At 67.3% G+C, this 13,588-nt stretch carries 11 protein-coding genes; 6 read left to right on the top strand and 5 right to left on the bottom strand.

What is annotated here, in order from left to right; all coding sequences use genetic code 11:
• The first annotated feature begins 3 nt into the window (after positions 1 to 3).
• On the top strand, positions 4 to 1,140 hold the full coding sequence (locus WIX39_RS28970) for an ABC transporter substrate-binding protein (protein WP_409196614.1): 1,137 nt from the start codon (positions 4 to 6) through the stop codon (positions 1,138 to 1,140).
• Positions 1,141 to 1,169: 29 nt separating this feature from the next.
• Here the strand turns inward: WIX39_RS28970 and WIX39_RS28965 are convergent, their stop codons facing one another.
• Positions 1,170 to 1,826 carry an O-methyltransferase gene (locus WIX39_RS28965; RefSeq protein ID WP_409196613.1) on the bottom strand — a complete coding sequence of 219 codons (657 nt, stop codon included), beginning with the start codon at positions 1,824 to 1,826 and terminating at the stop codon, positions 1,170 to 1,172.
• 82 nt (positions 1,827 to 1,908) lie between these two features.
• Here WIX39_RS28965 and WIX39_RS28960 point away from each other — a divergent pair, with 82 nt between their 5' ends.
• The 3 genes from WIX39_RS28960 to WIX39_RS28950 all read left to right on the top strand — a co-directional run bounded on the left by WIX39_RS28960 (position 1,909) and on the right by WIX39_RS28950 (position 4,096).
• Positions 1,909 to 2,541, top strand: coding sequence for a TetR family transcriptional regulator (locus WIX39_RS28960; RefSeq protein WP_409196612.1), 633 nt, complete (start codon positions 1,909 to 1,911; stop codon positions 2,539 to 2,541).
• A gap of 113 nt (positions 2,542 to 2,654) precedes the next feature.
• Complete coding sequence (locus tag WIX39_RS28955) at positions 2,655 to 3,011, top strand: hypothetical protein (protein WP_409196611.1); 357 nt, start codon at positions 2,655 to 2,657, stop codon at positions 3,009 to 3,011.
• A complete protein-coding gene (locus WIX39_RS28950; protein WP_409196610.1) occupies positions 2,981 to 4,096 on the top strand; it encodes a lactonase family protein in 1,116 nt (371 codons plus the stop codon). The genes WIX39_RS28955 and WIX39_RS28950 overlap by 31 nt, the downstream gene beginning before the upstream one ends.
• A gap of 2 nt (positions 4,097 to 4,098) precedes the next feature.
• Here WIX39_RS28950 and WIX39_RS28945 read toward each other — a convergent pair whose 3' ends face one another.
• Complete coding sequence (locus tag WIX39_RS28945) at positions 4,099 to 5,082, bottom strand: GlxA family transcriptional regulator (RefSeq protein WP_106938292.1); 984 nt, start codon at positions 5,080 to 5,082, stop codon at positions 4,099 to 4,101.
• Between the two features lie 83 nt (positions 5,083 to 5,165).
• Here WIX39_RS28945 and WIX39_RS28940 point away from each other — a divergent pair, with 83 nt between their 5' ends.
• A complete protein-coding gene (locus WIX39_RS28940) occupies positions 5,166 to 6,392 on the top strand; it encodes an MFS transporter (RefSeq protein ID WP_409196609.1) in 1,227 nt (408 codons plus the stop codon).
• Between the two features lie 662 nt (positions 6,393 to 7,054).
• Positions 7,055 to 8,491, top strand: a complete 1,437-nt coding sequence (locus tag WIX39_RS28935) for a PLP-dependent aminotransferase family protein (protein WP_409196608.1) — start codon at positions 7,055 to 7,057, stop codon at positions 8,489 to 8,491.
• Positions 8,492 to 8,513: 22 nt separating this feature from the next.
• On the opposite strand, the gene WIX39_RS28930 is transcribed toward WIX39_RS28935, so the two are convergent.
• From WIX39_RS28930 to WIX39_RS28920, 3 genes are read right to left on the bottom strand one after another with little or no spacing between them, the layout of a single operon-like run.
• Positions 8,514 to 9,248, bottom strand: a complete 735-nt coding sequence (locus WIX39_RS28930; RefSeq protein ID WP_285411274.1) for an amino acid ABC transporter ATP-binding protein — start codon at positions 9,246 to 9,248, stop codon at positions 8,514 to 8,516.
• 19 nt (positions 9,249 to 9,267) lie between these two features.
• A complete protein-coding gene (locus WIX39_RS28925) occupies positions 9,268 to 10,527 on the bottom strand; it encodes a M20/M25/M40 family metallo-hydrolase (protein ID WP_106938534.1) in 1,260 nt (419 codons plus the stop codon).
• Between the two features lie 14 nt (positions 10,528 to 10,541).
• On the bottom strand, positions 10,542 to 13,508 hold the full coding sequence (locus tag WIX39_RS28920; RefSeq protein WP_409196607.1) for an FAD-dependent oxidoreductase: 2,967 nt from the start codon (positions 13,506 to 13,508) through the stop codon (positions 10,542 to 10,544).
• Positions 13,509 to 13,588: the final 80 nt, after the last annotated feature.

The raw sequence follows: 13,588 nt of genomic DNA, 5'->3' as shown, positions 1-13,588 counted from the left end.
ACCATGAACATCCAACGACGCATGGCCATGCTGGCCGCTGCCGCACTTGCCGCCTTTTCCGCGCACGCCGAGATCGTCATCAGCGCCAGCTTCTCCATCACCGGACCGGCCGCGGCGCTGGGCATCGCACCGCGCAACACGATGCAGCTGTTCCCCGAGCAGATCGGCGGAGAGAAGCTTCGCATCGTCGTGCTGGACGACGCCACCGATTCGACCGCCGGGGCCAGGAATGCGCAGCGGCTCATCACGGAGGAGAAGGCAGATCTGATCATCGGATCGACGGCGAGCCCGCCCGCACTGGGCATTGCCGAGGTCGCGCTCCTGTCGCAGACGGTTCAACTGGCTGCCGCGCCGATAGAGCTGGCTGAAGGCCGCGACAGCTTCACTTTCCGCCTGCCGCAGGGCATCGCGCTGATGGCCGAAGGAACGGTCGAGCAGATGAAGAAGTCGGGCGTGAAGACCTTCGCCTTCATGGGCTACTCAGACGCATATGGCGAGAGCTGGTTGCGTGAAATGAAGCGCCACGCCGACAAGGCGGGCGTCCGACTCGTGGGGACCGAACGGTTCTCGCGCACCGACATGACCGTGGTGTCGCAGGCGCTCAAGGTGATGGCCGCCAACCCCGACGCCGTGCTCGTTGTCGCATCGGGCAGCGGTGCCGTCATGCCGCAGAAGGCACTCGTGGAGCGCGGATACCGGGGCAAGGTCTACCAGACCTACAGCGCCGTTGCGCCCGACCTGCTGCGCATGGGCGGCAAGGACGTGGAAGGCACGCTGGGACTGTCGGGTCCCGCTGTCGCGGCCGACCAGTTGCCGGACACGCATCCGTCGAAGAAGGTGGCCCTTGATTTCATCAAGCTCTATGAATCGAAATTCGGCGCCGGCACCTACAACCAGTTCGCGGCCAACATCTGGGGCGCGAAGCTGCTGCTCGACAAGGCGATTCCGATCGCGCTCAAGCAGGCCAGGCCGGGGACGCCGGCGTTCCGTCTCGCCCTGAAGGACGCGCTGGAAACGATGGGGGAGGTTGTCGTGCCGCAAGGCGTGCTTCGGTACTCGGCAAGCGATCACTACGGCTATGACGGCCGTGCCCGGTTCGTCCTCAGTGCCCAGGGCGGCGTCTGGCGCGGGATCGACTAGATGCACCGTGATGTTCATCGCGAGCAGCCTCAGCCCACGCGCATGGACAGTTCCACGTCGGCGGCGAAGGGGACCGACAGGTATCCGCCGTCGGACGCACGCACGCGTGCGAGGTACGCCGGGCTGTGGTCGGCGTTGTCCGCCACGATCAGCGCACCCGGCCGCAGGCGGCTCTCGACCAGCGCCAGGATGTCGGGGTAGAGCGCCTTCGCGCCGTCCAGCAGCACCAGGTCGATGGTCTGGGGCAGGTCGACGGCCAGCGTCTTCAGCGCATCGCCTTCGCGGATTTCGACCAGGTCGCTCACGCCCCCTTCAGTCAGGTGCTCGCGGGCCTTGGCGATCTTCGATGGCTCGAACTCGCTGCTGATGAGCCTGCCGCCGCCGTTGTCGCGCAGCGCGGCGGCCATGTAGAGCGTCGACAGGCCGAACGAAGTGCCGAACTCCACGATGTTGCGCGCGTTCATGCTGCGTGCCAGCTGGTAGAGCAGCACGCCGGTCTCGCGCGACACCGGCAGCCAAAGATCCTTCATCCGGCCATAGAGGTCGAGGTACTCGGTCTTGCTGTGCATCAGCCGTTCGCGTTCCTCGCGGCTGATGCTGGCAATGGCAGGGCTGGTTGCCGCGGCGGCCTGCAGGAACAGGCGGTCGAGCAAAGGGGCGAGGGGAGGGGAGGTCAGGGTCGTCACCGGGTTCTTTCGTGTGAAAAAGCAGATGCGAAATAATATGAAGAACCCTTCACGTTTTCCATTCGCGTTACGGATACTGCCCATGACCGACCGCCCGAGTGCGTCCATCTCCTCTCGCCGAAAGCCCAAGCAGGCGCGCTCGGCCGACCTTCTCCAGGCCATTCTTCAGGCAGCTATTCAGGTTTTGGCGAAGGAAGGGGTGAGCCGCTTCACCACCACGCGCGTTGCCGAGAGGGCCGGGGTCAGCGTCGGTTCGGTCTATCAGTACTTTCCGAACAAGGCGTCGATCCTGTTTCGTCTGCAGAGCGACGAATGGCAGCAGACCACGGAAATGATGCGCGGCATTCTGGGGGACATGCAGCGGCCCGTGCTCGAACGCCTGCGCATGCTCACGCACGGCTTCATTCGCTCCGAGTGCGACGAGGCGCAGGTGCGAACGGCGCTCGGCGACGCCGCGCCGTTCTACCGTGACGCGCCCGAGGCCCGGGAAGTGCGCGCCGCCGGCGGCGAGATCGTGAGGGTGTTCATGAAGCAAGCCCTGCCCGCGGCTTCCGATGCCACACGTGAAATGGCGGGCGACCTGATCGTGAGGACGCTCAGCACGGTGGGCAAGGATTTTTCGGAGAGCCCCCGGACCGCCGCCGAGATCGAGGCCTGGGCGGACGCGATGGCCGACATGCTCTGCGCCTACCTGGAAAGCCTCGCATCGCGCTGAGCCCGGCGCCCGGAATCCACACCGTTCTACCCGTTCTCGGGGATGGCTTCGGAAAGCCTCCTTCGATAGCCTGCGCGTTCGTCAAAAAAACGCCTCACTCGCCGACCATCCCGATGACGCTGCATTCCGCCTTTTCGCGCCGCGCTGGCTACGCCCTTGCCGCGGCCCTCACCCTCGTGCTTGTTGCCTGCGGCGGCGGAGGAGGGGGCGGGGAGGGCGGCTTCGTCCCGGTCATCCCTGCATCTTCATCGACGCCACCCGCGTCAACGCCTGAGCCCTCGCCGCCGCCGGCGGCACCGACTTACGCCGTGAGCGGCACGGTCACCGGGCTGCTGGGCACGGGACTCGTGTTGCAGAACAACGCCGGCGACGACCTGCCCATCGCCGCCAATGGCCGCTTCAGTTTTGCGACACAGCTTGCCGGCGGTACGCGCTATGCGTGTCGATCAAGTCACAGTCGAAGATCCTGACGCGCGTGTGCACCGTCGCCAACGGCAGCGGAACCATCGCAGCGGCCGCGGTGGACGACGTGCAGGTCGTCTGCACCGAGCCTCCTTCGCGCTTTGCCTATGTGTCGAACGGCGGCAGCAACAGCGTGTCTGCGTACACCGTCGATGCGTCGACAGGAGCGCTGCGCGCCGCGACGACGCTGTCGGTGCCGAGTCCGTACGCGCTGACCGTCGATCCATCGGGCCGCTTCGTCTACGTTTCGAGCACGTCGGGCGCCGGCGTGTCGGCGTATTCCATCGATCGTGTGACAGGTGACTTGACTGCCATCGGCGCGTTATCCGTGGCAGCCGGTGGCACCTCGGCAGGGATGGCGGTGGACCCCACCGGCCGCTTCGCCTACTTCGTGAACCTGGCGGGCGACCGCGTGCTGGCTTTCGACGTCGATGCGAATACGGGCGCACTGAGTCCGATGGCGGTGTCGTCCGTAAAGACCGGCGGATCGCCTTACGGTATAGCCGTGGACCCCACGGGCCGCTTCGCCTATGTGGCGAATACCGGCGACGGTACCGTGTCGGCCTACAACCTCGATGCCACGTCCGGAGCGTTGAGCCCGATGGCGATTCCCACCGTGACGGCCGGATCCGGGGCTCGCGACATTGCCGTGGATCCCTCGGGCCGCTTCGCCTATGTTTTGAACCAGGGCGACATGACCGTCATGGCTTACGGCATCGATGCCGTGACGGGCGCGCTGACGGAGCTAAAAGCAAAGCCGCCCAAGACAGAAGGGGGTCCATTCAGCATCACCGTGGACCCGAAGGGACGCTTTGCCTACGTGGCAAACCTGGACGGTCACAACGTGTCGGCCTATACCTTGAACGCCTCGACCGGCGTGCCGACGCCTGCGGTGACGCCGACGATTTCCACCGGCAATCGTCCCGCCTCCGTGGCGATAGACGCGAGCGGCAAGTTCGCCTACGTGGCGGACAACACGGACGGCAAGGTGTCGATCTACACCATCGATGCGGCGTCGGGTGTGCTGGATCCGCAGGCGGCGCTGACGGTCAATGCCGGACAGGCGCCGAACAGGATTGTCTTGTCGAGGTGAGCTCAGGCACGAAGCGCCCCGGCTGGCGCCGCCGCTCGCGCCATGCGCCGCAAGGCCTGCGGCGGTTGGCCATACACGCGCACGAACGCGCGCCGCATGCGCTCCGGGTCCTCGAAACCGGTGAGCCGCGCAACCGCTTCGATGCTGCTGTCGCCGCCTTCGATGTGCGTGCGTGCAACTTCGGCACGGATGCGCTCCACGGCCTTGGCGGGCGTCTGTCCCGTCTCTGCCTTGAAGGTGCGCATGAACTGGCGCGGGCTCACGCAGGCCACTTCGGCGAGCCGGTCGATGTCGAGGTCGGCCGTGAGGTTCTCGCCGATGTGTGCGAGCACGGCGCGCATGCGTTCGCTCTGCGGCGCGAGGTCCTGCAGCGCGGAGAACTGCGACTGGCCGCCCGTGCGCCGGTGGTAGACGACCATCTCGCGCGCCACCGCGCCCGCGATGTCGGCGCCGAGATCCGCCTCGACGAGCGCCAGTGCGAGATCGATGCCGGCCGCGATGCCCGCCGAACTCCACACATGGCCGTCGCGCACGAAGATCCGATCGGCATCGACGGTGATGGCGGGATAGTTGCGTTGCAGCAGCGCGGCCTGGCGCCAGTGCGTGGTGGCACGGCGCCCGTCTAGCAGGCCCGCCTCGGCCAGCAGGAACGCGCCGGTGCACACGCTGGCCACGCGCCGCTTCGCCGCCAGCGCGGCGCGCAGGTATTGCACCAGCGCGGGCGTGGCCGCGCCGGGCTTTCGTGCGCCCTGGCCGCCAGGAACGATGACGGTGCCGGCCTGCGAATCGCGCCACGAGCGCGTCTGCATTTCGAGTCCGGCCGAACACGCCACGCGACCCCCGCGTTCGGAAAGCACCGCTATTTCGTAGGCCGGGCCACGCCGGCTGCGTCCGATTTCGGCGGCCACCTGAAACACCGACAGCGGGCCCGCCATGTCGAACAGTTGGAACTCCGGAACGAGCAAGAAGGAGACGGAGCGGGTCATGTCGTTTAACGAGGGAAGTATGTCATTCGTGCCGGAGTGTCGTTGCCTAGAGTTCAGGCTGTCAAACCCGCTCTTTCGCTTTCATGACCGACACCGCCACCATCTCCACCGGCCGCCGCGATGCGCGGGTGCTCGCGATCTGCCAGGGTCTCTACACGGCGGCCGTTTCGATCGACCTCACGCTCACCGCGCTCACGGGCCACATGCTTGCGCCCGACAAGTCGCTGGCGACGCTGCCCTTTGCGCTCATCACGGTAGCGGGGGCGGTGGTGACGTGGTTCGCGTCGCTGCTGATGCAGCGCATCGGGCGGCGTGGCGGGTTCGCACTGGGCGCGCTCGCGGGCACGGCGGGCGGCCTCGTGTCGGTGTGGGCTGTCTTTCACGGCAGCTTCTGGGTGTTCTGCGCCGGCACGGCATTGGTGGGCGTCTACCAGGCCTTCGCGCAGTTCTACCGGCTGGCCGCGGCCGACGGCGTGGCGGTCGCCGACAAGAGCCGCGCCGTGTCGACGGTGCTGGCCGGCGGCGTGATCGCGGCTGTCGCGGGGCCGGCGCTCGCGGCCTGGAGCAAGGACCTCTTTCCGCCAGCTCTGTTCGCGGGGGCCTACCTGATGGTGGCGGTGCTGGGTGCAATCTCGGTCGTCTTGATCGTGGCTCTTTACCGCGACACGCAGATGCAGGCCGCGGCGAGCGGGCCTGTCGACACTCGGCCAGCCCGCCCGCTGGGCGAGATCGCAAGGCAGCCCATCTTCATCGCCGCGCTGGCCAACAACGTGGTGGGTTCGGTGTCGATGATGTTCGTGATGACGGCCGCGCCGCTCGCGGCCGTGGCCTGCAACCACTCCATCGACGACGGCGCGGGGATCATGCAGTGGCACCTGGTGGGCATGTATGCGCCGGCGCTGTTCGCGGGCGCGCTCATCCAGCGCTGGGGCTTGCCGCGTGTGGTGAGCCTGGGCATGTTGCTCAATGTCGTGTGTTCGGTCGTCGCGATGAGTTCGACCACGCTGCCTTCCTTCTACGCGGCACTGTTCTGCCTGGGCGTGGGCTGGAACTTCATGTTCGTCGGCGGCACCACGCTGCTGGCGCAGTCATATCGCCCGCAGGAGCGCGGCCGTGCGCAGGGCGCCGCGGAGTTGCTGCGCAACGTGTGCACGGCTTTCGCGACGCTCGCCGCCGGCCCCGCGCTCGATCACTTCGGCTGGGCGCCGCTCAATGCAGCGATGCTGCCGGTGGTGCTGCTCGCTGCCGCCATGACGTTCGTCTGGGCGCGTTCCACGCGCGCTGAACGGCTGCCGAGCCTTCGCGGGTGAGCCGTTTTCATGGCGTTAGGGCGATCGGTGACGTCAGAAATCCATGCAATGTATCTTATGTTAACTTTGACTGCTCGCAAAGGAGAGTTGCGGTTAGAAGCAAAGCACGAATTACGAATTTTCCTGCGTACAAGAAAATTCGTATGGTTGGAAAACGTAGCGTGCAAATCGCGACGAGGTTATCGAAAACTTCCAATAACTACATGGTCAGGTCCAAACCCATCCTTTTGCAAAATTCAAGGGTAAGGAACAACATAAGGAAAGACGAAGCGACGAATGCCAATCCCACCTTGATGGACGTGAGCAACACGGCAGCCGTCTTTTGATTCTTGTATTTCTGTCCTCGAACGTAATGCCACTTCACGGCCAAATACATGCCGACGCTGAGCACGAGGATCTTGAAAATAACAAAAGAAACAGGAATCGAATTCATGATTTAAACGAAATGAAAAGCCAATCTGGTAAAGCTACCGACTGGCACCACAGAAGCACTTTCAACGTGTTGTCGAGTGTTCACTTTTCAGACTGATACGTACAGAACCAGATCGGCTCCAGATTTGCATATCAGATGCCGGGCGGCCGGTAGTCGCGCCGGCGCATGCCGACGTCTGATACGAAAATCTGTGAAGCGGTCCCGAATGACCGTATCAGGAGGAATGCCCATGAACCGCTACGAGAAGCTCGCCGACAACATCGCTCAGCGCATTCGCGCCGGCAGGCTGAAGGCGAACGATCGCCTTCCCTCGGTGCGCGAACTGAAGTCGCAGATGGGCATCAGTGCGTCCACCGTGTTCTCTGCTTACTACCTGCTGGAGGCGCAAGGGCTCGTCGAAGCGCGGCAGCGGTCGGGATACTTCGTTCGAGCGGGCGCGGAAACGACGGCCAACGAACTCGCCGCCAGCGCGCCTGTCCTCCGGTCCATGTCAGTCGACGTCTCGTCGCTCGTCTTTCAGGTCCTTGCACAGGCGCGCGAGCGCGACATGGTCCCGCTCGGTTCGGCCTTTCCGTCGCCAGAGCTGTTTCCCTTCGAGCAACTCGCCGCCGGCCTGACGCGAGCGCTCAAGCGGATGGATCCTTGGCAGACCGTCGAGGACCTGTCACCCGGAAACGCGCTTCTACGCCATCAGATCTCCCTGCGTTACGGCAGCGTCGGAATGGATGTTCCCGCGTCGGAACTGGTCATCACCAGCGGGGCGATGGAAGCACTCAATCTCGCGCTCGAATCGGTGACGCAGCCGGGCGACGTCGTGGCGATCGAAACACCGACCTTCTATGGTGCGTTGCAGGCACTGGAGCGGCGCGGTCTTCGCGCGGTCGAGGTCGAGACCCACCCGCGTACAGGTGTAGATCTCGACTCGCTTGCGCGCGTGATCGACCAGCATCCGGTGAAGGCCTGCTGGTTCATGCCGACCTTCCAGAATCCGATGGGCTGCACCATGAGCGACACAGCCAAGGAGCAACTGGTCGGCATGCTCGCCACCCGTTCCATACCGCTGATCGAAGACGACGTGTACGGCGAGCTCGCGCATGGCGCTCGTAGACCGCCACCAGCCAAGGCCTGGGACCGGGACGGCTGGGTGCTGCACTGCAGTTCTTTCTCGAAATCCCTGGCACCCGGATATCGCATCGGTTGGGTAGCGGGTGGCCGCTTTGCAGCCACTTTGAGCCGGAACAAGTTGATGAGCTCGCTGGCGACGGCCCTCCCCTCCCAACTGGCGTTGCAGGAGTACCTGCAACACAAGAGTTTCGATCGTCACCTGCGCGTACTGCGGCATTCGCTCAGCCGCCAGCAGGCTGTATGCTTGCGACTTGTCGATCGATACTTTCCGGCTGGCACGCGGGTCACGCGCCCCGAGGGTGGCTATTTCCTGTGGCTCGCGCTGCCGGAAGGTGTCGACTCCCTCGCACTGCACCAGGACGCTCTTCGGCTCGGCATAGGCGTAGCGCCGGGGCATTTGTTTTCAGCCGACCGCCGGTACACCCGGCACCTGCGCATCAACTACGGGTATCCCAGCGATCCGCGCCTGGAAGGGGCGATCAGGAGTCTTGGAGATCTCGCCAACGAGCAGCTCGAATCTAAAACCGGAAAATCGGGGTGATCAGGCTCGGCAACCGCCGGCGTCAGTGCTGGAGGATCTTCGAGAGAAACTGCTGCGCCCGGTCGGAGCGGGCCGACGGGTCGCCGAAGAACTCGTCCTTGGCGCAGTCTTCCACGATGCAGCCGCGGTCCATGAAGATCACCCGGTTCGCCACTTTGCGCGCGAACCCCATCTCGTGCGTGACGCACATCATGGTCATGCCCTCGCGGGCCAGGCCGACCATCACGTCGAGCACTTCGTTGACCATCTCGGGGTCGAGCGCCGAAGTGGGCTCGTCGAACAGCATGGCGATGGGGTCCATGGCCAGCGCGCGTGCAATGGCCACGCGCTGCTGCTGCCCGCCCGACAGCTGGCTCGGGAACTTGTGGGCATGCGCACGCATGCCCACGCGCTGCAGCAGCGCCATGGAAGCGGCGCGGGCTTCGGAAGCCGAGCGCTTGAGCACCTTGACCTGCGCGATCGACAGGTTGTCCTCGATCGACAGATGGGGAAACAGCTCGAAGTGCTGGAACACCATGCCGACGCGCGCGCGAAGCTTGTTCAGGTCGGTCTTGGGGTCGCCGACGGACACGCCGTCGACCGTGATGCGCCCCTGCTGGAAAGGCTCCAGCGCGTTGACGCACTTGATGAGCGTGGACTTGCCCGAGCCCGAGGGCCCGCAGACCACCACCACTTCGCCCTTGCGAATGTGGGCGGTGCAGTCGGTCAGCACCTGGAAGGCGCCGTAGCTTTTGTTGACGTGGCTGATTTCGATCATGGCTCGGCTCCTTGGCGCTTCAGCGCGTCAACAGGTGGTGCAGCGTGTTGGCGACCACGCGGGTGGCCTTGCGCAGTTCGTCCAGCGGCACACGCTCGTCGGCACGGTGGCCGTTGGCTTCGAGCAGCGATTCCGGGCCGGCGCCATACATCACGGTGGGAATGCCCGCTTCGCTGTACAGGCGCGCGTCGGTGTAGAGCGGCACGCCGATTGGCGTGACCGGCTTGCCCATGACATCGCTGGCCTCGCGGCACACCAGGGCGGCCAATTCGTCGGCCCCGGGCGCCGGCGCGAACGGGCGTGCCAGCAGGATCTGGCGGATCTCCACCGAAATGCCGGGCAGCGCGCGGCAGGCCGATTCGATCACTTCGCGCAACTCGGCCTCCACCGCCTCGGGCGATTCCTCGGGCACGATGCGCCGGTCGATTCGCAGGCTCAGTGCGTCGGCCACCACGTTGGTGTTGATGCCGCCGGCAATGAGGCCGACCACCATGGTCGGATGGGTGATGCCTGGCGTGCGCGAGGGCCGGTCGGCCAGGCCGTCGCGGTAGCGGTACAGCGCAGGCAGCAACGTGGCGGCGGCCTCGATCGCGTCATGGCCGGTGTCGGGCCGCGCTGCGTGTGCCGAGGTGCCGCGCACCGACACCTCCAGGTGCAGGCAGCCGTTGTGCGCGACCACCACGTGGTGCGAGAAAGCGGCGGAGAGCACGAAGTCGGGCCGGCTCAGGCCCTTCGACAGGATCCATCCGGGGCCGGTCACGCCGCCGGTTTCCTCGTCGTAGGTCAGGTGCAGCTCGACCGTGCCGGCCAGCGGCGTGCCCGATGCGGCCAGGTGCTTGAGCGCGCGCATCGCGAACGCGTAGGTCGTGAAGTCGGATTTCGACACCGCAGCGCCGCGGCCGTACAGCCAGCCGTCGCGCACCTCGCCGCCATAGGGGTCGACGCTCCAGCCGGCGCCCGGGGGCACCACGTCGCCGTGGGCGTTGAGCGCGATGACAGGGCCTTCGCCGAAGCGCTCGCGAACGATCAGGTTGGTCACGCTGCGCATGCCGTGCGCGGCGGCGTACTCGGGAGGCACTGCATGGCGCTCGACCTCGAAGCCCATGGCTTCGAGCAGGCGGGCGGTGAGTTCGGCATGCGGCGCGCAGTCGCCGGGCGGGTTGTCGGAGGGGCAGCGCACCAGTTCGGCGAGCGTGCTCACCTGCTCGTCGAAGTGGGCGTCGATGAACTGGCGCAGCGAATCGCGCGCAAGGGTGAAGGCGGGGGCGTGGTCGGTCATGTCGATCATGGCGGTCAGAGAAAGCGTTCGATGCGAAAAGGCGTGATGTCGAAGTCGGTGCGCCCGCGCACGATCAGCTCGGTGACGAGTTGTGCGGTGACGGGCGCGAGCGTGTAGCCGTTGGAAGTCACGGCGTTGAAGAAACCAGGGCATCCCGGCACCTCGCCGAGGATCGGAGCGCCGTCGATGTTGACGTTCATGCCGGCCCAGCAGCGCACCATGTGCAGGCCGCGCACCGCGGGCAGCACGCGGCGCGCGACCCACAGGTTGCCCTCGATGCTGTCGCGCACGGCGCGGTTCAGGCGCATGTCTTCGTTGAAGGCGGCGGTCCAGCCGCCGCCGACGATGAGCCCGCCGCTGGCGGCCTGCTTCAGGCTCAGGTGCCGGTCGGCATGCGCGACCAGGTGATTGACCAGCGGCGGCGCGGGCTCGGTCACGATCATCTGCAGCGGCGCGCCCTTCACCGGGATGGTGACGCCCAGCATGCGGCCGATGGCGCTCGACCAGGCGCCGCTCGCGTTGACCACGCGCCCCGCATGGATGACGCCGCGCGACGTGCGCACGACGTAGCCGGCGCCGTCGCCCGGCAGCCGCTCGATGGCCTGCACGTCGCAACCGCGCAGCACGCGCGCGCCCTGCTGCTGCGCGCGCCGTGCCACGGCGTAGGTCGCCCGCAGCGGGTTGATCTTGCCTTCCATGGGGCACAGCTCGGCGCCGAGCAGCTCGCCCGAGAGCGCGGGCGACAGGCGGCGCAGGTCGGCGCCGTCGATCACCTGCGCATCGATGCCGTGGCGCCGCTCCAGCGCGGCCTTGGCCTCGAGGAAGCGCATGCCGGCTTCGCTGTCGGCGACCATGAGGCCGCCGGTGATCTTGATCTCGAGGTCTTCGCCGCAGTCGGACTCGATCTCCTGCCACAGGCGCACCGACATCGGCCCCAGCGGCAGCGTGGCCGCGGCGGGGCCACCGCCCTCCTGGGCCTTGGCGCCGAAGTCGAAGGACAGCAACTGCACGTGCAGGCTGCCCGCATTGGCGCCCGAGGCCTGCAGGTTGAGGTCGTCGCGGTCCACCACCGTGACGTCCCGGCCCGCCTTCGACAGGAAGTAGCCCAGGCATGCGCCGAGCACGCCCGCGCCGATGACCAGCACGTCGGTGCGCAGCGGCTCGAAGGGCGCGTGCTCGACCGGCCGTGCGAGGTTGGGCGTGATGGCGGGCTTGTGGCCGCCCCATTCGGGCTTCTCGAAACCGAGCGCGCCGGCGGGCACCGGCTTGGCGGGCGGACGCGGCGCGAAGTACTGCTCGACCTCCGGCGGCCGGCCGGTGAGCTCGGCCACCAGCCGCCCGGCGGTGACGGCGCAATAGCGTGCCTGGCAGCGCCCCATGCCAAGGCGCGTGTTTCGCTTGATGGCGGCCAGGGTGTCGGCACCGGCACGGATCTGCTCGCGCACCGAGCCGAAGCTGACTTCCTCGCAGCGGCACAGCAGGGTGTCGTCGGGCACAGCGGCCAGCGTGACGGGCGGCGGGGTGTAGATCGACCACAGTGCCTGCTGGAAGCACTCGGCGCGGTGCAGGCGGGCCGGTGCGTCGGCCAGCGCCGCCGACGCTTTCGCCCGTAGGCCCAGGTTGTGCGCGGCCGCGGCGCCGGCCAGCGTGCCGCGCGCCAACGCCACGCGTGAGCCGCCCAGGTCGGCACCGTCGCCCACCACGTAGACGCCGGGCACGCTGGTGGCGCCGTCTTCCTGTGTGATGGTGGCCAGGTGTCCCAAGTGCCGGTCGGCGAGCCGGTGCGCGCAGCCGAGCATGCGCGCGAGCTCGGTCGAGGGGATGAAGCCATAGCCCAGGCAGAGCGTGTCGGCCTCCAGCGCGCGCTGGGTTGCCGGCACCGCGCGGCCTTGGGCGTCCACGCGTGCGATCTCCACGCGGCGAAGGCCGCTCGTGGCGTCGGCATCGCCCTGCGCCTCGACCACGGCGTGCCCCCACAGCACCGGTACGCCGGCGGCGCGCAGCCGCCGCAGATAGCGCCAGCCGTCGACCACCAGGTCGGGCGCGGTGCGGGCGGCGGCCAGCAACTGGCGCCAGTGGCGCAGCGACGGGCGCGGCGCCGACTCCAGCACGGCAACCACTTCAGCGCCGCCAGCCAGCAACTCCGCGGCCAGTTGAAGGTTGAGCGGGCCGTTGCCCGCGATGACCACCCGGCGGCCCGGCGAGACACGGTAGGCGCGAGCCAGCGTCTGGCCCGCGCCGGTCGTCATCACGCCGGGCAAGGTCCAGCCGGGGAACGGCACCGGACGCTCATAGGCGCCGGGCGCGATCACGAGCTGGCGGCATTCGATGACCGTGGCGCGCCCGTCGATGAGCGCCGCGACCTCCGTCGGCGAGAAGGCGGCCCAGACCTGGGCGCCCTGGATGACCGTGACGCCGGCGGCGCGCACGTCCTGCGCCAGCGCCAGCGCCTGGGCGAACTGGCGGTCTGCCGGCGTGGCTGCGCGATGGGACGGTGCGAGCGGTTTGTAGAACTGCCCGCCTGATTCCAGGCGTTCGTCGAGCACGAGGACCTCGGCGCCAGCCTGGCGCGCGGCCAGCGCCGCCGAGAACCCGGCCGGGCCGGCGCCCACGACCAGTACATCGACCTGCCGCCGGGCGGGCTCGGCGCCGGCGTCGGGCGTGAGCGGCTGCAGCGGGTCGTCCGGCGTGCCGGCCGGCAAGGTGGAGCGCACCTGCTGGCCGTCGGCCACCTTGGTCAGGCAGGCGCGCTGGCTGGCCTGGCCGTCCACCGTGACCAGGCAATCGAAACACGCGCCCATGCCGCAGTAAAGGCCGCGGCGCTCGCCGCCGCGGGTATGCCGCATTGCCTTGATGCCACTGGCCGCGAGCGAGGCCGCAATGGTCTCGCCTTCGAGGCCGTCCACCGGCTGGCCGTCGTACCAGAAGCGCACGGGACGTCCGGCCGTGGCGATCGAGGGGTGGTTCAGTCTGGCGCTCATGGGCAGGTGCGAGGAAAAAACGGAATCCGCGTTGACGCGTTTGAATGTATACGTATACTACACGTATACGTATACTTCGT

The organism is Variovorax sp. AB1(2024) (assembly GCF_037482385.2).
Lineage (GTDB): Bacteria > Pseudomonadota > Gammaproteobacteria > Burkholderiales > Burkholderiaceae_C > Variovorax.
This window is presented reverse-complemented; position numbering and strand designations above follow the sequence as displayed.

Coding starts and splice junctions, on each gene's coding strand:
- WIX39_RS28960 (WP_409196612.1), top strand. CDS start 1,909: ATGACCGACCGCCCGAGTGCGTCCATCTCCTCTCGCCGAAAGCCCAAG.
- WIX39_RS28940 (WP_409196609.1), top strand. CDS start 5,166: ATGACCGACACCGCCACCATCTCCACCGGCCGCCGCGATGCGCGGGTG.
- WIX39_RS28920 (WP_409196607.1), bottom strand. CDS start 13,508: ATGAGCGCCAGACTGAACCACCCCTCGATCGCCACGGCCGGACGTCCC.
- WIX39_RS28925 (WP_106938534.1), bottom strand. CDS start 10,527: ATGACCGACCACGCCCCCGCCTTCACCCTTGCGCGCGATTCGCTGCGC.
- WIX39_RS28930 (WP_285411274.1), bottom strand. CDS start 9,248: ATGATCGAAATCAGCCACGTCAACAAAAGCTACGGCGCCTTCCAGGTG.
- WIX39_RS28970 (WP_409196614.1), top strand. CDS start 4: ATGAACATCCAACGACGCATGGCCATGCTGGCCGCTGCCGCACTTGCC.
- WIX39_RS28955 (WP_409196611.1), top strand. CDS start 2,655: ATGACGCTGCATTCCGCCTTTTCGCGCCGCGCTGGCTACGCCCTTGCC.
- WIX39_RS28935 (WP_409196608.1), top strand. CDS start 7,055: ATGAACCGCTACGAGAAGCTCGCCGACAACATCGCTCAGCGCATTCGC.
- WIX39_RS28945 (WP_106938292.1), bottom strand. CDS start 5,082: ATGACCCGCTCCGTCTCCTTCTTGCTCGTTCCGGAGTTCCAACTGTTC.